The sequence below is a fragment of the Pseudomonas tritici genome (assembly GCF_014268275.3).
Lineage (GTDB): Bacteria > Pseudomonadota > Gammaproteobacteria > Pseudomonadales > Pseudomonadaceae > Aquipseudomonas > Aquipseudomonas tritici.
In genome coordinates this window covers 2,628,529-2,647,953 of sequence record NZ_CP077084.1, presented here as the reverse complement: position 1 = coordinate 2,647,953, position 19,425 = coordinate 2,628,529, and the positions used below count along the sequence as shown (strand labels likewise).

The window sequence follows — 19,425 nt, the reverse complement described above, 5'->3', positions numbered from 1 at the left end:
AATGAGCCAGATGGAGCGGCATATTTGCCAATTATTTTGGCGCGCATGTTATAGCAAACAATTAACGATTGACATGTATTCTCATTCGTTACTTTTCGACAGATGAAAAAAAGCCACTCCTGGGAGTGGCTTTCGATGTTTGACGCTGGGCTATTTCGACTCAGCGATAGCGTTCCAACCAATGCGCATACGGTGCAGGCAAGGTCCAGGACGACTTCTCGACGCCCAGTTCCTTGGCTGCAAAGTACGCCCAATGTGGATCAGCCAGGTGCGCACGACCCACCGAGACCACGTCCAGATGCCCGGCTTGCAACGCACCTTCTGCCAGTTGTGGCGTGCCAAAGCCCCAAGCCGAAGTGACCGGAATGCCGGCTTCGCGACGCACGCGCTCGGCGATAGGCCCCATGAACGCCGGGCCCCACGGAATATTGGTGTCGGGAATGGTGAAACCAACGCTGACGCTCAGCAGGTCCAGGCCGCCAGCCTTGAAGCGACGCGCCAGTTCGATGGACTCGGTGAGGGTCTGCTCGTCACGGCCGTCGTATTCGATCACGCCGAAACGCGCGGTCAGTGGCAGGTTTTCCGGCCAGACTTCACGCACGGCCGCCAGGGTTTCCAGGAGGAAACGGCTGCGGTTGTCGAAGCTGCCGCCGTAGGCGTCGGTGCGCTGGTTGGAGTGCTCGGAGAAGAAGCTCTGGCCCAGGTAGCCGTGGGCGAAGTGCAGTTCGATCCACTCAAAGCCGGCGTCACGGGCACGGCGGGCAGCGTCGACAAAGTCCTGGCGCACACGGGCGATGTCGTCCAGGGTCATGGCGCGCGGGACCTGGGGCAAGTTGGCACCGAATGCGATGGCCGAAGGTGCGATGGTTTCCCAACTGCGAGCATCGGAGGCAGGCATATGGTCGTCCCCTTCCCAAGGGCGGTTGGCGCTGGCTTTGCGACCGGCATGGCCGATCTGGATGCCTGGCACTGAACCGGCGGCCTTGATGGCCTTGACCATCGGCACGAAGGCCTCGGCGTGGGCGTCGCTCCAGAGACCAGCACAGCCTGGGGTGATACGGCCTTCCGGCGCGACCGCAGTGGCCTCGACCACCAGGAGGCCGGCACCGCCACGGGCCATGCTGGCCAGGTGCACGAGGTGCCAGTCGTTGACGATGCCGTCCTCGGCCATGTACTGGCACATTGGCGGGATGGCGATGCGATTGCGCAGGGTGACGTCTTTGAGTTTGAACGGTTCGAACAAAGCGGACATTAGAGAGCTCCAGGGAGTGAATGGCTGATTCGATTGTTCGATGGTAATCGAACTATAGTATTCAGCGATACCCCCCTGTTATGATTCGTTTCATGCGAGCCTTTAAACACCCACTTCTTCAAGACCTGACTCTCGAGCGCCTGCTGTACGCGCTGAGTGATCCGGTGCGCCTGGAAATCGTGCGCTGCCTGGCGGGTGTGCCCGAAGCCACGTGTGGCGAGCTGGACGGCGGGCGGCCCAAGTCGAGCATGTCCCATCACTTTCGCGTGTTGCGCGATGCCGGGCTGGTGCAGACCCGCAGTGCCGGCACCACTCATCTGAACTCGTTGCGCGCCGATCTGCTCGAGGAGCGCTTCCCGGGATTGCTGCAAAGCATTCTTGCGCAGCGGTAAGACCCGACTCAGTCCAGCAGCGCAATCAAGCGCGGCTCGATGGACGTCTCCAACACCTCCAGCACCACCAACGTCACCGGCAACTTGAAGCGCCGCCGTCCTGCGCTGCCGGGGTTCACGTACAACGTTGCGCCGCGCCATTCGATCAGGGGCTTGTGCGAATGGCCGGTGATCACCAGCCGCGTAGACGTATCGATTAATGCAGGTACGTCGGCGATGTCATGCACCAGCAACGTTTGCCATCCGTCCACATCAAGCATCAGATAATCAGGCACCTGCCGTGCCCACGGCGCCTGTAGGTCATTGTTGCCACGCACCGCGTGCAGCGGCGCGATCTGTGACAATTGCTCAAGAATTTCAGAGGTGCCGATATCGCCGGCATGAATGATCTGCTCACATCCCTGCAAAGCTGCGACCGCTTCAGGTCGCAGCAGGCCATGGGTATCGGAAATCACGCCAACTTTCATAGGGCCTCCGGGGTGGAAATCGAACCGTGAGACACTAGCGCGCCATCTAGATACACGCGGTCCTTGCCGTTGCCCTTGGCGGTGTAGAGGTTGCGGTCGGCACGCTTGAGGACCGCCGACATATCGGCCCCGAGCGCAAAATGCGTCATGCCCGCACTGCAGGTGTAGTCATGGGGCGGCGCCACACTGCTGCGGATCGCTTGCAGCAGGCGCAGCGCGTAATCGGTGGCGAGACAAGGGTCATCGCCCACCAGCAGCACCCCGAATTCTTCGCCGCCAATCCTGCCGAAACTGTGGCTGCCTGGGGTGGATTTAAGGCACGCGGCCATGGCGCAGAGAATCCTGTCGCCGACGTCATGACCGAACTGGTCATTCTTTAATTTGAAACTGTCGATATCCAGCATCATGAAGTAGCCGGTATCGCCGGCCGCAATCAGTTTGGCGAAGCTCTCCATGAAGGCCCGCCGGTTCAGGATGGAGGTCAAGTAATCGGTCTCGGCCAACTCTCGAAACTCACTCTCCACCATTAACACCGAACGCAGGTTCTTCAGGTAGTAGACATTCAAGATAAAACCGATCGCCACCGACGCGGCACAAAAGATAAACACGTAGATATCGACGCCTTCGTAAAGGCTCATCTGAATGCTGGGCCACGTCAGTAACCAGACCAAGGCGGCGCAGACCAGAAAATCCTGAACCACGATAAACAGGATTGCACTGCTCAGCACCAAGGTCACGGCCAGCGGCAAGGCAAACACCTGCAGCGCGGGATGGACGTGAACCACATAGGCAAAACCCGCAGACAGCAGCACCATGTAGGCCACCCCCAGCGCCCGCCACAGCACATAATGAGTCACCACTCGGTGAACCCCATACACCCCGCACAGCCCCATCGTGACCAGCGCGACCGGCCAGCCAAACATCGCCCAGCGGTCCACCAGCAACACCGCCAGCCAGGCAAAAATCCCGATCAGTTCAGCCTTGGCGATCGCGGGCGACAACAGTCTTTGCATCCGTGGCCTGAGCTTCACATTAGCCGGCATCCCGTCACTCCCTGTGCATGAGTGGCCGGTGTGCTATCGGCATGACTCAGTTGAAGACTGTGGAGGCAGGTCGCAAACGAGTAAGCCATAAACCGCCTGACCAACACCATAAAAGGTGGCAGGACTTCAAGCAATGTCTTGGAATGAATCTTGAAATAACCCCGGTCGGCCCCCTCTTGAACCAGACGAATAACGTGGGTCTTGGACACCGAGAGTTGCTCAGCGATGGAAAGGTAGGATGAAGACCTGAAACTTGCCCCTTGATTATCGAGCGCACACGCATCGTTATAGATCGCCAGCATCAACATATGCCCGGCATCGCGTTTTACCAGCCAATAACAATCAGGCATCAACAGGTCGATGGTCACGTTATGGGAGAAAAGGACCGAAAACCCTTTGAAATAACGTGCCAGATAGGCGCGATCATCCAACCCGCCCATTGACCCGCACACCGCCGTTTCCGAGCACATCACACCCAGCGGCTCGACCACGGAGGTGAGCATCCGCCGGATCTCCTCGCAGGCTTGGGATGACGGGCTGAATACCCGCAAACGGCTGTCATCCGGATGCCTGGATACCGTCATGAACCCCAGCGCCCTGAACAGCAGGAAGATCGACTCCAGGCTGTTTCTGGAACAGAACCCGCGCGTCACACAAAACGCCTTCACCTCGGACAGTAAGGGAACGGGCTTGGAGAAATACGTGCTCAATAAGGTATAGGACACCATCAAGCGACTGAACTTGAGTGCGGTCTTATAGAAAAACGGTCTTTTTGAATAGGACTCCAACAAAATCGAATAATGGGAACGAATACACGCTTCAAAATCCACATGGCGCTCAAACGCCCGCGCCGACTGTTCCATCGCCAACTTCAACGAACCACCGCACATGAGAAAGAGCCCTGATCAAACAACTTGGATTCACTGATCTCAATTGCAGCACCGATAATGGCGTTTCGCCTTGAGCGCAATCTATCGTGATTAGCGCAGAGGACACCGTCGCTACCAAAATTGTTCCAAAAAGACCTCGATGGCTTAACCGTTTCAGTCGCCGCAGCGAACCTTCCCCGCAAGCCGACGTCCGAGTTAGGCACTGTTGCTTACTGCTCGCCGCGAGGGCCTCGTTTGAAAGCCGCTATCATTAAAAAGTACCGCCTGATCATCAAGACCATGGGCTACGTGGGCTGGGCCCTGTTCTGGCTGTTGCTGTGGGATGTCGCCGTCACCGTGGACTTCATGCTGTTTCTCACCGCCAAGATCAATTTGCCGCTGATGCCCCTCACTCTGTTGGGTTCGGCCCTGGTGGTGCTGATCAGCTTTCGTAACAGCAGCGCCTACAACCGTTGGTGGGAAGCCCGCACGCTGTGGGGCGCGATGGTCAACAACTCACGCAGCTTTGCGCGTCAGGTGCTGACCCTGCTCGACGACCCTGACCATGAAGTGAACCCGGTCAAATCCACCCTGCTGCGCCGCCACGTGGCCTACGTGAACTGCCTGGCCGCTCACCTCAAGGGCGAGCCGTGCCCCGAAGAAGTGCGCGCGTTTATTCCCGCCGAGGAATTCGCCCGCAATGGCGCCACCAATAACTTCGCCAACGACATCCTCACCGGCTCGGCCGCGCTGCTGGCCAAGGAATACAAGGCCGGTCACCTGGACAGCATCCGCCTGGCGCGGCTGGAGTCGACGCTGGTGGACTTGTCCAACGCCCAGGGCGGCATGGAGCGTATCGCCAACACGCCACTGCCCTACCCCTACGTGTATTTCCCGCGCCTGTTTATCTCTTTGTTCTGCCTGATCGTGCCGGTGGGCCTGGTGGAATCCCTTGGCTGGTTCACTCCGCTGGCCTCGACGGTAGTCGGTTTTATGCTACTGGCCATCGAACGGATCGGCACCGACCTGCAAAGCCCGTTCAGCTCCAGCGAGCATCAGATCCAGATGGAAAGCATCTGCGAAACCATCGAGAAAAACCTGCAGTCGATGCAGCGTGATGCGCAGGGTGGCGAGCGCATCGGTTAAACACTCCCTTCGGCCTCAAGTGCGTGCCCCCGCAGTCGATATACAGGGGGTACGCATGGTCCACACCTTCCGTCATAACAACACATGCGACGCTCGACGCTACTGTTTTCTCCTTGCCAAAATTATAAATACCCGCGGGTGAAGTCATGAATATCAAGCAAAAGCTGACCTGGGCGTTTGCCGCCATCGCGTGCGTGCCGGTCATTTTGGTCGCTGTGTTGGTGGTACTGAATCTGCGCGAGGGGGCCCTGGCCAATTTCCTCGACAGCAGCGGCCGCGAGATCCGCCAGATCGACAATGGCATGAAGCAGTTCTTCGACGGCATCAGCCAGAACGTCGATTTTGTGGCCAAGGACCCGCGCGTTGTCGCGGCCAAGGACCTCAAGAGCTACGCCGGTGCCGACGCCGCACAAATCCCGCTGACCCCGACCAACAAAGAGCTGCTGGAGATTTTCGACCAGTTTGCCAAAAGCCATCCGAGCACGGCCTACCTGTCCCTGGGCTTGAAGGACGGCGGCTACGCCAGTTGGCCCGACGACACCAAACTGAATAACTACGACCCGCGCGTACGCCCCTGGTACCAGGCGGCCATCGCCGCGCCGGGTAAAACCGTGCGCACCGGCGCCTACTACTGGGCGCCCGATGATGTGACGCTGATCGGCACCGTGCACACCGTCGCCGATGCCAGCGGTAATATCCTCGGCGTGGTTGGCCTGGACGTATCGCTCAAGCAACTCACCGAACTGGTGCGCAACATCAAGCTGGGTGACAGCGGTTACTTGATGCTGGTGGAAGGCAACGGCAACGTGCTGGTCGACCCCAGCGATGCCAAGCACAACTTCAAACCCCTGGCCGACCTGGGTCCCAACTATGCCGAACTGGCCAAGCGCGGCGACGGCGTGACCCAGATCGACATTGATGGCGTGGCGTATATGGCCAACATGGTCAGCTCCAAAGACCTGGGCTGGCGCTTTATCGGCCTGATCAAGCGTGATGAAGTGATGGCCGGCGCCACCCGCCTGACGTGGTTAATTGGGGCCATCGCAGCGGTATTGGCATTGGTGTTCGCGATTGTCGGCGCCAGTTTTGCCAGCGTGATCGTGCGCCCGATTCGCGGCGTGGCCGAGGGCCTGCAAGAAATCGCCGAAGGTGAAGGCGACCTGACCCGCCAGCTCAAGGTACAAGGCAAGGACGAAACCGCCAGTTTGGCCGGTTGGTTCAACCAGTTCCTCGGCATGATCGCCCAGTTGGTGCAGCGCATCGGCAATGCTTCGTCCGACCTGCAGACCGCCGCCGCTGACACCAGCGAAGTCGCCAACAACATGAACCAGGCGGCCGGCCGTCAACGTGAAGCCGTGGAACTGGTGAGCACCGCGTTCAATGAAATGGTGGCCACCGCCAACGAAGTCGCACGCTCCTGCAGCGCTGCCGCCACCAGTGCCGACGAAGGCTACCGCGACGTGCACGACGGCCAGCAGCACATTGGCGAAGCCACCGGCAGCGTGCTCAAGTTGAGCGAAGACCTGCAAAAGTCCACGCAGACCATGCAATTGCTGGAGCAGGACAGTAAAAACATCAACACCATCCTCGACACCATCCGTTCGATTGCCGAACAGACCAACTTGCTGGCGCTCAACGCGGCCATTGAAGCCGCGCGTGCCGGTGACCAGGGCCGAGGTTTTGCGGTAGTTGCCGACGAAGTCCGCGCCCTCGCCCGCCGCACCGCCGACTCCACCGGCGAAATCGACAGCCTGCTCGGCAACCTCGCCCGCCGCACCCAGGAAGTGACGCAGCAGATGCAAGGCAGCCTGCTGGTGTCCCACACCAGCGTGGAACGCATCCAGCAGGCCCGCGACAGCTTTGACAAGATCCGGGGCTCGGTGGACTCGATCCGCGACCAGAATACCCAGATCGCCACGGCCGCCGAAGAACAGCACCAGGTTGCCGAAGAGATCAACCGGCATATCGCGCAGATCCATGCCGATGCGCAATTGGTCGAAGAGTTTGCCCACTCGGCGCAGACCGGATCAGGGCGACTGACGGATATTTCGGGTCAGCTCAAGGGGTTGGTGGGCCGGTTCAAGTTCTAACCTGACGCGCTACCCGTCCAGCCCGCCTGTAGTGAGCGGGCTTGCCCCGCGCTGGGTGGCGAAGCCGCCCCATACCCAGGCGCCGCGTTCTTTCTGAAAAAACGCTGCGGTCTTATTGGGGCGGCTTCGCCACCCAGCGCGGGCGGTGCGACAAGCCCGCTCACTACAGAGCGCCGCCATACGCGACATTTAGCCTCAACCCATCATCGCACCACCTGTAATAGTCTATTGCAGGACTCTAATGTACTAACCAGTTACTTATATTGCTAAAATCGCGTCTTTGCCCTCTCACATTCGAGTCCTTTCGACATGAAACGAGCATCGCGCGCCGCTGGCGCCTCTAGATTTTTACTGCTGGGCCTGGGCGTAATCATCGCCCTGCTCGGCCTCGCGCTGGCCATCGGCGGCGTCAAACTGGTCAGCCTGGGAGGTTCCTGGTACTTCCTGATCGGCGGCCTGGCCATGGCGATTGCCGGCTTGCTGATTGCCCGGCGCAAACCGGCGGGCGCGTGGCTGTTTGCGGCTTTCCTGGTCGGCACGGCCATCTGGGCGGTGGCGGATGTGGGCCTGGTGTTCTGGCCGCTGTTCTCGCGTGTATTCATGTTTGCGGCCATCGGCATGGTGGTAGCGCTGGTCTACCCGCTGCTCGTCAATAAGCCTGCACGCGGTGCCTATGGCGTTGCCGCGGTATTGGCGGTCGGCGTGGCCGTGGCGGCGGGCAATATGTTTGTCGCCCACCCCAGCGTGGCTCCGACCGGTACCGGCCCTGGCATCACGCCGGTAGCCCCCGCCGATGCTCAGAAAGACTGGGCGCACTACGGCAACACCGAAGGCGGCAGCCGCTTCGCCGCGTTGGACCAGATCAACCGTGACACCGTCAACCAGCTCAAAGTGGCGTGGACCTACCACACCGGCGACGTGGCAATCAGCGACGGCAACGGCGCCGAAGACCAACTGACGCCCTTGCAGATCGGCAACAAAGTGTTCATCTGCACGCCGCACAACAACCTGATCGCCCTCGACGCCGACACCGGCAAAGAGCTGTGGAAGAACGAGGTCAACGCCAAATCCGCGGTGTGGCAACGTTGCCGTGGCATGGCGTATTTCGACGCCACCGCGCCGATTGCCCAGCCAAGCCAGCCCAACAGCTCGCCGATCATCGCCGCCAGCGTTCCGGCCGGTGCGCAATGCCAGCGTCGCTTGCTGACCAACACTATCGATGCGCGCCTGATCGCGGTGGATGCCGACACCGGCAAATTCTGCGAAGACTTCGGCAGCCACGGCCAAGTCGACTTGAAAGCCGGCCTGGGTAACGTGCCGGACAGCTACTACCAACTGTCCTCCGCTCCGTTGATCGCCGGTACCACTGTAGTGGTGGGTGGCCGCGTGGCCGACAACGTACAGACCGACATGCCGGGCGGCGTGATCCGTGGTTTCGACGTGATCACCGGCCAGATGCGCTGGGCTTTCGACCCGGGCAACCCGCAAGACAAGCAGGCCCCGGCCGACGGCAGCACCTATGTGCGCAGCACCCCGAACAGCTGGGCACCCATGTCCTATGACCCGCTGATGAACACGGTTTTCCTGCCGATGGGCAGTTCGTCCACCGACATCTATGGTGTGGAGCGCACCGAGCTTAACCATAAATACGGTGCTTCAGTATTGGCGCTGGACGCCTCCACCGGCGCGGAAAAATGGGTCTACCAGACCGTCCACAATGACCTGTGGGACTTCGACCTGCCGATGCAGCCAAGCCTGATCGACTTCACCCCGCCCGGCAGCGACAAGGCTGTGCCAGCGGTGGTGATCGGCACCAAGGCCGGGCAGATCTACGTGCTCGACCGCGCCACCGGCAAGCCACTGACCGAGGTTAAAGAAGTACCGGTCAAGGCCGCGAACATCCCTAACGAGCCCTACTCGCCCACCCAGCCAAAATCCGTCGGCATGCCGCAGATCGGCGCGCAAACCCTGACCGAATCGGACATGTGGGGTGCCACGCCGTTTGACCAATTGCTGTGCCGCATTGACTTCAAAGGCATGCGCTACGACGGCCTGTACACCGCGCCGGGCACGGACAAATCGCTGAGTTTCCCGGGATCGCTGGGCGGCATGAACTGGGGCAGTCTTTCCACCGACCCGGTACACGGCTTTATCTTCGTCAACGACATGCGCCTGGGCCTGTGGATCCAGATGATACCGTCGCAGAACAAGGCCCTGGCCGCGTCCGGTGGCGAAGCGCTGAACACCGGGATGGGCGCCGTGCCGCTCAAGGGCACGCCGTATGCCGTGAACAAAAACCGCTTCCTGTCGGTGGCCGGCATTCCGTGCCAGGCGCCGCCCTTCGGCACCCTGACCGCGATCGACATGAAGACCCAGAAAGTCGCCTGGCAAGTGCCGGTCGGCACCGTGGAGGACACCGGCCCGCTGGGTATCCGCATGCACCTGCCGATCAAGATCGGCTTGCCGACCCTTGGCGGCACCCTGTCGACCCAGGGCGGCCTGATCTTCATCGCCGGCACCCAGGACTTCTACCTGCGCGCCTTTAACAGCGGCAATGGCGAGGAAGTCTGGAAAGCCCGCCTGCCGGTAGGCAGCCAGGGTGGGCCGATGACCTACGTCTCGCCGAAAACCGGCAAGCAGTACGTGGTCGTCACCGCTGGCGGCGCACGCCAGTCCACTGACCGTGGCGACTACGTGATCGCTTACGCCCTGCCATAACCTCCTTCAAGCGCGGTGCGCTTTGCACCGCGCCTTCTGCTTTGGAAGAACCCGCATGCCCCCCGTTTCTCATCTTTCCCTTGGGCGCCTGTTGCTCGGCCTGGCCTTTGGCGCCGCCCTGCCCGTTCAAGCCAGTGATACCACCCTGACCGGCGACTGGGGCGGCCTGCGCCGTGAACTCGACGAACAAGGCATCCGCTTCACCGGCGACTACAGCGGCGAAACCGCCTACAACGCCCACGGCGGCCAACACCGCTCGGCGCGTTATTCGCAAAACCTCAAGCTCGGCGTGCAGTTCGACCTGGGCAAGCTCTACGGTTTCAACCATGGCGACCGCATTCAGGTCACGATCAATGACCGGCGCGGCAACAGTGCTTCCGAGGATTTGGTCGGCAACCGCCTGCCGATCCAGGAAAACTACGGTGGCCTCTACACCCGCCTGACCGAGCTGAGTTACGAACGCACCCTCTTCACCCCGGCACTGAACGTCAAGCTCGGCTACATGGCCATGGGCAATGACCTCGGCGGCCTGGACAGCGGCATCCTGTGCAACTTCATGAACGCCGGTTTCTGCGGGCACCCACTGAACATGTCCGGCGGCAGCGGCTGGACCAACTACCCGAACGCGCGCCTGGGTGCGCGGGTGAAATATGACTTCTCGCCGTCCTGGCAACTGCGCGTCGCCGCGTTCAATGTGGACCCCGACAGCAATGGCGATTCCAGCCGCGCCTGGCACTTGAGCCCCAAGCACACCACCGGCACCGTGGTGCCGATAGAGCTGGTGTACAAACACGCGGGCACGCTGCCGGGCGAATACAAACTGGGCTATTACTACGACAGCTCCGACGTGAAACGCATCGGCAGCAACAAGGAGGTCAGCGGACGCGGCGGTCACTACCTGCTGATCGACCAGGCGGTGTGGGCGTCGGACTCGTCCGCCGGCCGCGTGCTACACGCCTTCGGCCAATACTCCGCTGCCAGCGCAGCGGCGTCGCCGTTCAGCAAGTGGTACGGCGCAGGCGTGGTGCTGTACAAACCGTTCGAAGGCCGGCCGCGTGACACCCTGGCCCTGGGTTATGGTCGCGCCGTACCGAACCCGCGCAGCCGTGACGCGCAGGAACTGGCCGCCGTCAACGCCGGCACGGATTATCCCAACCTGAACAATGCCGAACAGTTGATCGAACTGAGCTATGGCTACCAGGCTACGCCATGGCTGACCCTGCGCCCGGATGTGCAATACATCATCAAGCCGGGAGCGTTTTCCGGTGACAACATCGACAACGCTTTGGTGCTGGGCCTGCAGGTCAAAGCAGTCTTCTGACCCGGCTCAGTCGTCTGACGGCAACGCCCTGTTCGCCCGTTCGAGCGCAGTGATGCGCTCGACTTTCGCCCCGGAGCGCTCCGCTTCGAATTCTGACTCGAGAAACACCTTCACGATGCTCTTGGCCAGCTCGGGCCCGATCACCCGTGCACCGATCGACAGGATCTGCGCATCGTTGCTTTTGCGCGCCCGCTCGGCGGAATACGTGTCATGGGCTTGGGCCGCTCGTACCCCCTTGATCTTGTTGGCTGAAATCGCCATGCCGATGCCCGTGCCGCAAATCAACACACCCAGGCGCTGCTCACCGGCACCAACCGCCATCGCGACAGCCGCCGCGATATCCGGATAGAGCACCGGGCTGGACGAATGGCAGCCAAAGTCCTCAACTCCATACCCCAGGCTTTCGATAAAGCGCTTGAGCAATTCCTTGAGCTCGAAGCCCGCCTCGTCGCATCCGACGGCCACCGAAAACGTCGTTTGTGCACCCATCACTGTTTCTCCACCAGTCCGATCAAATGATCACTCACTGAAATTATGCACAACCATTAGCGGACGACTGGCAGGGTGGTGTCAAGGCTTATTTAAGTGATCAAACCGTTCAAAACTGCCATAGCACTGGAAGACGTTGTACCGAGCCATTGACAAAACCGACTCAAGCAGTTTAAACATATGATCACTATCCGATCATATGATCAGGCTACTGGATAAAACACCTAATAAGAAAATCAGCAAGAGGACACACCAATGGCCCCGCCATTACTGCTCCACGCTGAACACGTTTCCAAAGCCTACGCGGGGGTTCCGGCCCTGCGCGACGGGCGCCTCTCCCTGCGTGCCGGCAGCGTGCACGCGCTGTGCGGCGGCAATGGTGCCGGCAAATCGACTTTTCTCAGTATCTTGATGGGCATCACCGGGCGCGACGCCGGCAGCATCCTGCTCAACGGCCAGCCGGTGCAGTTCGATCGCCCCAGCGCGGCACTCGCCGCCGGCGTGGCGATGATCACCCAGGAGCTGGAACCGATTCCCTACATGACCGTCGCCGAGAACATCTGGCTGGGTCGCGAGCCGCGGCGCGCCGGCTGCATTGTCGACAGCAAGGCGCTCAACCGGCGCACCCGCGAACTCCTGCAAAGCCTCGAATTCGACGTGGATGCCACCAGCCCGATGCACCGCTTGAGCGTGGCGCAGATCCAACTGGTGGAAATTGCCAAAGCCTTCAGCCATGACTGCCAGGTGATGATCATGGACGAGCCCACTTCGGCCATCGGCGAACACGAGGCGCAAACCCTGTTCAAGGCCATCCGCCGCCTCACCGAGCGCGGTGCCGGCATCATTTATGTGTCTCACCGCCTCAGCGAACTGGCGCAGATCGCCGACGACTACAGCATCTTTCGCGACGGCGCCTTTGTCGAAAGCGGGCGCATGGCCGATATCGACCGCGCTCATCTGGTACGCGGTATCGTCGGCCAGGAGCTGCAACGCATCGACCACAAAGCCGGCCGCGAATGCGCCGCCGCCACCTGCCTGGACGTCAACGGCCTGAGCCGCAACGGCGAATTCCAGGACATCAGCCTGCAACTGCGCCAAGGCGAAATCCTCGGTATCTACGGGCTGATGGGCTCGGGCCGCAGTGAGTTCCTCAACTGCCTGTATGGCCTCACCGTGCCCGACGCCGGCAGTGCCACCCTGCAAGGCCAACCCCTGCCCACCGGCACCCCGGCCGCGACGATTCGCGCCGGCATGTCACTGGTCACCGAAGACCGCAAAGACAGTGGCCTGGTGCTCAGCGCCAGCATCCTCGCGAATATCGCGCTGTCGGCCTACAAGCAGCTGTCGAGCTGGTCGGTGATCAACGCACGCAAGGAGCAAGCCCTGGCGCAAAGCATGGTCAAGCGCCTGCAGATCAAGGTCTCGTCCCTGGACCTGCCGGTGGAATCCATGAGCGGCGGCAACCAGCAAAAGGTGGTGCTCGCCAAATGCCTGTCGACCCAGCCGATCTGCCTGCTTTGCGATGAACCCACGCGCGGCATCGACGAGGGCGCCAAGCAGGAGATCTATCACCTGCTCGATGAATTTGTGCGTGCCGGCGGCGCGGCCATCGTGGTCTCGTCCGAAGCGCCGGAGCTGCTGCATCTGAGTGATCGCATCGCGGTATTCAAGGGCGGCCGCCTGGTGACCGTCAGCACCGACACCGCCCTCTCCCAGGAAGCCTTGTTGAGTCTTGCCTCATGAATAGCAAAGTCCTTGCTGCACCCGTGACCGCCGCGCCGCGCAATCGCCTGCGCCTATCCCTGGACCGCTTCGGCCTGCCGCTGGTGTTTATCCTGTTGTGCGTGGTGATGGCGTTTTCCAGCGAGTACTTCATGACGTGGCGCAACTGGATGGACATCCTGCGCCAGACCTCAATCAACGGCATCCTCGCCGTGGGCATGACCTACGTGATCCTGACCAAGGGCATCGACCTGTCGGTGGGTTCGATCCTGGCGTTTGCCGGCTTGTGCAGCGCGCTGGTCGCCACCCAGGGCTATGGCCTGCTGGCAGCGGTGAGTGCGGGGATGTTTGCCGGGGCCATGCTGGGTGTGGTCAATGGCTTTATGGTCGCCAACCTGAGCATCCCGCCGTTTGTCGCCACGCTTGGCATGCTCAGCGTGGCGCGGGGCATGACCTTTATTCTGAACGACGGCAGTCCCGTCACCGACCTGCCCGACAGCTTCCTCGCCATGGGTATCGGCAAGTTCGGGCCCATTGGCGTACCAATCATTATCTTTGCGGTGGTCGCGCTGATTTTCTGGATGGTGCTGCGCTACACCACCTATGGCCGCTACGTGTACGCCGTGGGCGGCAATGAAAAAAGCGCACGCACCTCCGGCATCGGCGTGCGCAAGGTGACGTTCTCGGTGTATGTGATTTCCGGCCTGCTGGCGGGCCTGGCGGGTGTGGTGCTGGCTGCGCGCACCACCTCGGCGTTGCCCCAGGCAGGCGTGTCGTATGAGCTGGACGCGATTGCCGCCGTGGTGATCGGCGGTACCAGCCTGTCCGGCGGCACCGGCAGTATCGTCGGCACGCTGTTCGGCGCGCTGTTGATCGGCGTGATCAACAACGGCTTGAACCTGCTCGGGGTGTCGTCGTATTACCAACAAGTGGCCAAGGGGTTGATCATCGTGCTCGCCGTGTTGATCGATGTCTGGCGCAAGAAAAAACGCTAAGGGGAGTGTGTGCAATGTCCAATTTCTGGAACCAGGCGTTCGACCTCACCGGCCGTTGCGCCGTGATCACCGGGGGCGCGGCCGGTATCGGCCTGGCCTGTGCCAACTTATTGGTGGAACGAGGTGCCAGGGTGGCCCTGCTGGATCGCGACCCGGCGGTGGTGGATGTCGCCGCCAGCCTCGGCGCCGGCCACCTGGGCCTGGTGGTCGACCTGCGCCAGCTCGACTCGGTACAGGCCACCGTCGACCAGGCTGCCGCCGCGCTCGGGCGTATCGATTACCTGGTCAACAGCGCCGGCGTTGCGCTGCTGGACAAGGCGCTGGAGGTCAGCGAAAACGCCTGGGACACCACCCTCGACATCAACCTCAAGGCCAGCTTCTTCGTGGCCCAGGCCTGTGCCCGGCACATGATCGAAAGCGGCGGCGGGCGCATCGTCAACCTCGCTTCCCAGGCCGCCGTGATCGGGCTGGATCGCCATGTGGCCTACTGCGCCAGCAAGGCCGCCGTGGTCGGCATGACCAAGGTGTTAGCCATGGAATGGGCGCCCCACGGCATCAACGTCAACGCCGTGTCGCCAACCATCGTCGAAACAGCCTTGGGCAAGAAGGCCTGGGCCGGTGAACTGGGCGAGCGCGCCAAATTGCAGATCCCGGTGGGGCGCTTCGCTCAGCCGGAAGAAATCGCCGGCCTGGTGCTCTACCTGGTCAGCGACGCAGCCAAGATGATCACCGGCGAGAACGTGGTGATCGACGGCGGCTACAGCATTCAGTAATCCGCTTGCTCACGAATAAGAATAAGGAAACAGCGCATGAATCGAGTGATAAACGACCCAGACCTGGTGGTCGAGGACATGCTCGCGGGCATTCTCGTGGCGCACCCGGAGCTGGTGCAGTACGAGAGCAATCCACGGGTCATCCGCAAACGTAAAACGTCACCGGCCGGCCAGGTGGGCATTGTTACCGGCGGCGGCTCGGGCCATGAGCCGGCGTTTCTCGGCTATGTCGGCCCTGGCCTGGTGGATGCGGTGGCGGTCGGCGAGATTTTCTCCTCACCCACCGCCAAAAGCTTCTTCGATGCCTTCCGCGCCGCGGACCAGGGCGCGGGCGTGGCCTGCCTGTACGGCAACTATGCCGGCGACAATATGAACGTGAAGCTGGCGATGAAAATGGCCGCCAGCAAAGAGATGAACATCCGCACCGTGGTCGCCAACGATGACGTGGCCTCTGCCCCTGCGGCGGATATCGCCAAGCGGCGCGGCGTGGCCGGTGAGATTTTCATGTGGAAGATCGGCGGAGCCGCCGCTGCCCAGGGCTACGACCTCGACGGCGTGATCCGCGTGGCCCAGAAAGCCGTGGACCGGTGCCGCTCCATCGGCGTGGGCCTTACGCCCTGCACCATTGCGGCAGTCGGCAAACCCAACTTCCAGATCGAAAGCGGCAAAATGGAACTGGGCATAGGCCACCACGGCGAACCCGGCATCGAAGTGGTGCCGGTGGAATCCGCGGCCGCCATGGCTAAACGCATGCTCGCGCCGATCCTGGCCGACCGCGACTTCAGCGCAGACGACAGCGTCGTGGTGCTGGTCTCGGGCCTGGGCGCCACGCCAGTGATGGAGTTGTACATTTTCTACGCCGAGGTCGCGCAGCAACTGCGTGCCAAGGGTCTGCGCATTCACCGCTGCTACGTAGGCAATTACTTTACCTCGCTGGAAATGATGGGCGTGACCCTGACCCTGCTCGGCCTCGATGCCGAGCTGACCACCCTGATCGACCAACCCTGCCGCTCCATCGGCATGACACAGTCGGAGTGAAGCATGAGCGAGCATTTCCTGAGCAACACCGGTAGCGCCATCGTCACCAACCTGGTGTCGATCATCGTTGCCAACCGCGAATACCTCAGCGAAGTGGACGGCGCCATCGGCGACGGCGACCACGGCATCAACATGGCCAAGGGGTTCTCGCGCTGCGGCAAGACCCTGGAAGGGCGCGAACTGTCGCTGGCCGAGGCGCTGGACGAACTGACCCTGGCGCTGATGGAGGGCATCGGCGGCTCCATGGGCCCGCTCTACGGCAGCCTGTTTATCGGCATGGCCGACGAAGTGCGCGGCCGCGACAGCATTGACGCGGCGAGTTTCGCCAGGCTGCTGCGCGGCGGCCTCACGTCACTGCAAGACATCAGCGATGCGGGGGTGGGCGACAAGTGTTTGATGGACACGTTGATTCCGGCCGTGGAGGCCTTTGAACGGGCCGAAGCCAGCGGCGCTTCGTTTGCCGAAGCCTTGCGCCAGATGAAAAATGCGGCCTCCCAGGGCCGCGATTCTACCCGCGACCTGGTGGCAAAAATCGGCCGCGCCAGCCGTCTGGGCGAACGTTCGCTGGGAGTATTGGACGCAGGCGCGGTGTCTTGCTGCCTGATCCTCACCAACCTCGCCGATTCGGTGGAGGCGCGACTGGTGGTGTAATTGTGGGAGCGGGCTTGCTCGCGAAGGCGGTGTGTCAGTTGGCATAAATGCTGGCTGCCCCATCGCTATCGCAGGCAAGCCAGATCCCACATTGGGTTCTGCGCCTGGCCGGTCAACTGAGCACACCCCCCATCCTTGTGGGAGCGAAGATCCGACGCACCCGCCAAGGCTGCGCTCCTATGCACCTAACGGCGCGTCGCATCATCCAGGGCGAGGATCGTGTAGGCATTCGACACGGTCGTCGCCAGGGTGTTGATCACCCCGGAACGCAACGCGCCGAGGGTCGCCGCCGCCTTGGTGTTCTCGCTGGCAATCGCCACTACATCCGGAATACGCACCAGTTCCTGCACCGACAAGCCAATCACCCTGCCCTGCATGGCGTTGACCGCCGGCTGGCCGTGGATGTCGATGAAGTCGTAGCCCATCATGTCGCCGACCGTACCGGATACGCGGGCCTGGGCAATTTCCTGGGGCGAGAACCAGCCCATGCGCACCATGTTGCTGTTCTCGCTCATGTCACCGATGCCAATCAAGGCGATATCGGCGCGCCGCGCGCGGTCGAGGGTCGAGCGTACGGTGTCGTTGTTGATCAGCGCACTGCGCAGTTCCGGGTTGGCCACCAGGGCCGGTGCGTACAGGGTTTCGCTCTCGGCGCCGAAGCGCAGGGCCAGGCGCCGGCAGATATGGTCGGGGTTCATGTATTCGCCGGCCTTGAGCGAGCCGCCAATCGCACACACAAAGGTGCAGTTGCGCGTCACCGGCAGGAACACATTGTCGGCCACCGCGCCGACATTGCGGCCCATGCCGACGGCGATGATCATGCCGTCACTGAGGGTTTTATTCAGGTAGTTGGCGACCAGGCTGGCGACGGCCGAACGCTGGGTGTCGGGGTCGCCGTGGTCGACCGCGATCAACGCGCGGTCCAGCTGGAAGCGCTCGACCAGCGCCTGCTCCAGCTCAGTGTTCAGCGCCGGGTGTTGCAACACCCGCACCTCCACCACCCCTTCATCACGGGCGCGCTTGAGCAACCGGCTGACCTTGACCCGAGACAGGTCGAAGCGCTTGGCAATGGCTTCCTGAGTGATGTTGTCGAGGTAATAAAGCATGGCCACTTCGGTCATCAGGTCGATGTCGCTGGCGGCACGCTGGGCACTGTCGGTCATGGGAGCTTCCATTTACGCCACAAAAAACCATTCTCCCTAGTCTGTACGGTGCAAGTCCAGCAGCGAATAGGCCTGGCCGGCAAAGTTTCTAATGACTCTGCTGGTATTCGCGTGGCGTACAGCCGAACTCGCGACGGAACACGGTGTGCAGGTACTGCGCGGATTTGAAGCCGCATTGCTGGGCGATATCGGCAATCGCCAGGTGGTTGCCCTGCAGGCCCTTGGCGGCGTTGGCGAGCTTGAAGCGCAGGATCTCGTCATGCACGCTGCAGCCGCGCGCCTTGCGAAAGTGCGACTCCAACGATGAACGCGACACGCCGACATAGGCCGCTACCTGGGCAGTCTTGATGCCCTGGCAGGCGTATTGGCGGATAAACAGCAGCGCCTGCATCACGTAGGGGTTCCCCAACGGCTGATGCAGGCTGGATGCCTGCACGTTGATCGCATCCGGCGGCACCAGCACCTGCGTGCCCTCGCAGGGCTTGCCGTGCAGCATCTGATGCAACAGGGCAGCGGCGGTGCGGCCCATGGTTTCGGTGCCCTGGATCACCGAACTCAATGGTACGCGTGTGAGGGTGCGGGTCAGCGGGTCGTTGTCGATGCCGATCAGTGCCACTTCTTCCGGCACCGCGATGCCGGCGGTGAGACAGGCTTGCAGCAGTTGCCGGGCGCGGGCGTCGGTGACAGCGATGATACCGATGGGCTTGGGCAGGCTTTGCAGCCAGGCGATTTGCTGCTCAACCGCGCTGTCCCACAGTGGCGCGCTGGTGCCCAGGCCGCGATAGATCTGCACCGGCAAACCATCCCGTTGCATCAAACGCTTGAAAGCTTTTTCCCGTTCCTGGGCCCAGCGATTGGCCTGGGCTTCGGGCAGGCTGAAACAGGCAAAGCGGGTCAGGCCAGCCTCGATCAGGTGCGCGTACGCCATCTTCATCAAGGCATCGTTGTCCGTGGCCACGTAGGGAATGCCCTTGGGGTAGGCGCGCGCATCCTCATAGGAGCCTCCCACCGCCACCACCGGCACCTTGCTCCCGGCCAGCGCTTCGCCGATCAGCGGGTCGTCGAAGTCGGCAATGATGCCGTCGCCCTGCCAGCGCTCAATGCCTTTGAGGCGGCACAGAAAGTCTTCTTCGAGGAACAAATCCCAGGACGCGCGGGTGCTGCTCAGGTAGTTGCCAATGCCGGCGATGATGCCGCGGTCATAGATTTTGCTGCCGTTGAAGAGCAAGGCGATGCGGTGCACGGGCGGTAGGGTTTTCATTGTTTTTATCCTGGGGCCGGTGGACACAGACTAGC

Annotated in this window: 16 protein-coding genes and 2 pseudogenes; 11 read left to right on the top strand and 7 right to left on the bottom strand. The window is 61.7% G+C overall.

The features are described 5' to 3' along the window. Positions 1-160: 160 nt before the first annotated feature. Positions 161-1,252 carry an NADH:flavin oxidoreductase/NADH oxidase gene (locus HU722_RS11885; RefSeq protein ID WP_065876243.1) on the bottom strand — a complete coding sequence of 364 codons (1,092 nt, stop codon included), beginning with the start codon at positions 1,250-1,252 and terminating at the stop codon, positions 161-163. Between the two features lie 92 nt (positions 1,253-1,344). On the opposite strand from HU722_RS11885, the gene HU722_RS11880 reads away from it, so the two are divergent. Next, entirely contained in the window at positions 1,345-1,644 is a 300-nt protein-coding gene (locus HU722_RS11880; protein WP_065876294.1) for an ArsR/SmtB family transcription factor, read from the top strand. Between the two features lie 8 nt (positions 1,645-1,652). On the opposite strand, the gene HU722_RS11875 is transcribed toward HU722_RS11880, so the two are convergent. The 3 genes from HU722_RS11875 to HU722_RS11865 are packed head-to-tail and all read right to left on the bottom strand — an operon-like array spanning position 1,653 to position 4,017. Further along, the gene (locus HU722_RS11875) at positions 1,653-2,111 is read right to left on the bottom strand and encodes a metallophosphoesterase family protein (RefSeq protein ID WP_065889366.1); all 459 of its coding nucleotides are present in this window, start codon (positions 2,109-2,111) and stop codon (positions 1,653-1,655) included. Then, positions 2,108-3,154, bottom strand: coding sequence for a GGDEF domain-containing protein (locus HU722_RS11870; RefSeq protein WP_065876245.1), 1,047 nt, complete (start codon positions 3,152-3,154; stop codon positions 2,108-2,110). The genes HU722_RS11875 and HU722_RS11870 overlap by 4 nt, the downstream gene beginning before the upstream one ends. Next, complete coding sequence (locus HU722_RS11865) at positions 3,139-4,017, bottom strand: hypothetical protein (protein WP_225930685.1); 879 nt, start codon at positions 4,015-4,017, stop codon at positions 3,139-3,141. Before HU722_RS11865 ends, HU722_RS11870 begins: the two co-directional genes overlap by 16 nt. A gap of 261 nt (positions 4,018-4,278) precedes the next feature. On the opposite strand from HU722_RS11865, the gene HU722_RS11860 reads away from it, so the two are divergent. The 5 genes and pseudogenes from HU722_RS11860 (at position 4,279) to HU722_RS11845 (ending at position 11,298) form a co-directional block, all read left to right on the top strand. Then, positions 4,279-5,169, top strand: coding sequence for a bestrophin family protein (locus HU722_RS11860; protein WP_065876247.1), 891 nt, complete (start codon positions 4,279-4,281; stop codon positions 5,167-5,169). A 146-nt stretch (positions 5,170-5,315) separates the two neighbouring features. Next, a pseudogene (locus HU722_RS29250) lies at positions 5,316-6,398 on the top strand (cache domain-containing protein); the annotation flags it as partial. 324 nt (positions 6,399-6,722) lie between these two features. Beyond that, a pseudogene (locus HU722_RS29245) lies at positions 6,723-7,259 on the top strand (methyl-accepting chemotaxis protein); the annotation flags it as partial. 309 nt (positions 7,260-7,568) lie between these two features. After that, positions 7,569-9,977 carry a glucose/quinate/shikimate family membrane-bound PQQ-dependent dehydrogenase gene (locus tag HU722_RS11850; RefSeq protein WP_065910665.1) on the top strand — a complete coding sequence of 803 codons (2,409 nt, stop codon included), beginning with the start codon at positions 7,569-7,571 and terminating at the stop codon, positions 9,975-9,977. A gap of 55 nt (positions 9,978-10,032) precedes the next feature. Beyond that, positions 10,033-11,298 carry a carbohydrate porin gene (locus HU722_RS11845; protein WP_186753041.1) on the top strand — a complete coding sequence of 422 codons (1,266 nt, stop codon included), beginning with the start codon at positions 10,033-10,035 and terminating at the stop codon, positions 11,296-11,298. A gap of 6 nt (positions 11,299-11,304) precedes the next feature. On the opposite strand, the gene rpiB is transcribed toward HU722_RS11845, so the two are convergent. Beyond that, positions 11,305-11,787, bottom strand: a complete 483-nt coding sequence (gene rpiB / locus HU722_RS11840; RefSeq protein ID WP_049708865.1) for a ribose 5-phosphate isomerase B — start codon at positions 11,785-11,787, stop codon at positions 11,305-11,307. Between the two features lie 255 nt (positions 11,788-12,042). Here rpiB and HU722_RS11835 point away from each other — a divergent pair, with 255 nt between their 5' ends. The 5 genes from HU722_RS11835 to dhaL are packed head-to-tail and all read left to right on the top strand — an operon-like array spanning position 12,043 to position 16,966. Continuing rightward, positions 12,043-13,530, top strand: coding sequence for a sugar ABC transporter ATP-binding protein (locus HU722_RS11835; RefSeq protein WP_065881446.1), 1,488 nt, complete (start codon positions 12,043-12,045; stop codon positions 13,528-13,530). After that, complete coding sequence (locus HU722_RS11830) at positions 13,527-14,504, top strand: ABC transporter permease (protein WP_186753042.1); 978 nt, start codon at positions 13,527-13,529, stop codon at positions 14,502-14,504. The genes HU722_RS11835 and HU722_RS11830 overlap by 4 nt, the downstream gene beginning before the upstream one ends. Before the next feature lie 14 nt (positions 14,505-14,518). Then, positions 14,519-15,277 carry an SDR family oxidoreductase gene (locus tag HU722_RS11825; RefSeq protein ID WP_065876253.1) on the top strand — a complete coding sequence of 253 codons (759 nt, stop codon included), beginning with the start codon at positions 14,519-14,521 and terminating at the stop codon, positions 15,275-15,277. 36 nt (positions 15,278-15,313) lie between these two features. Then, complete coding sequence (locus tag HU722_RS11820; RefSeq protein ID WP_065910666.1) at positions 15,314-16,315, top strand: dihydroxyacetone kinase subunit DhaK; 1,002 nt, start codon at positions 15,314-15,316, stop codon at positions 16,313-16,315. A gap of 3 nt (positions 16,316-16,318) precedes the next feature. Continuing rightward, positions 16,319-16,966 carry a dihydroxyacetone kinase subunit DhaL gene (gene dhaL, locus HU722_RS11815; RefSeq protein WP_065946271.1) on the top strand — a complete coding sequence of 216 codons (648 nt, stop codon included), beginning with the start codon at positions 16,319-16,321 and terminating at the stop codon, positions 16,964-16,966. A gap of 185 nt (positions 16,967-17,151) precedes the next feature. Here dhaL and HU722_RS11810 read toward each other — a convergent pair whose 3' ends face one another. Continuing rightward, entirely contained in the window at positions 17,152-18,129 is a 978-nt protein-coding gene (locus tag HU722_RS11810; protein WP_065876256.1) for a sugar-binding transcriptional regulator, read from the bottom strand. 88 nt (positions 18,130-18,217) lie between these two features. Next, complete coding sequence (locus HU722_RS11805) at positions 18,218-19,390, bottom strand: XylR family transcriptional regulator (protein WP_065876257.1); 1,173 nt, start codon at positions 19,388-19,390, stop codon at positions 18,218-18,220. Between the last annotated feature and the right edge of the window lie 35 nt (positions 19,391-19,425).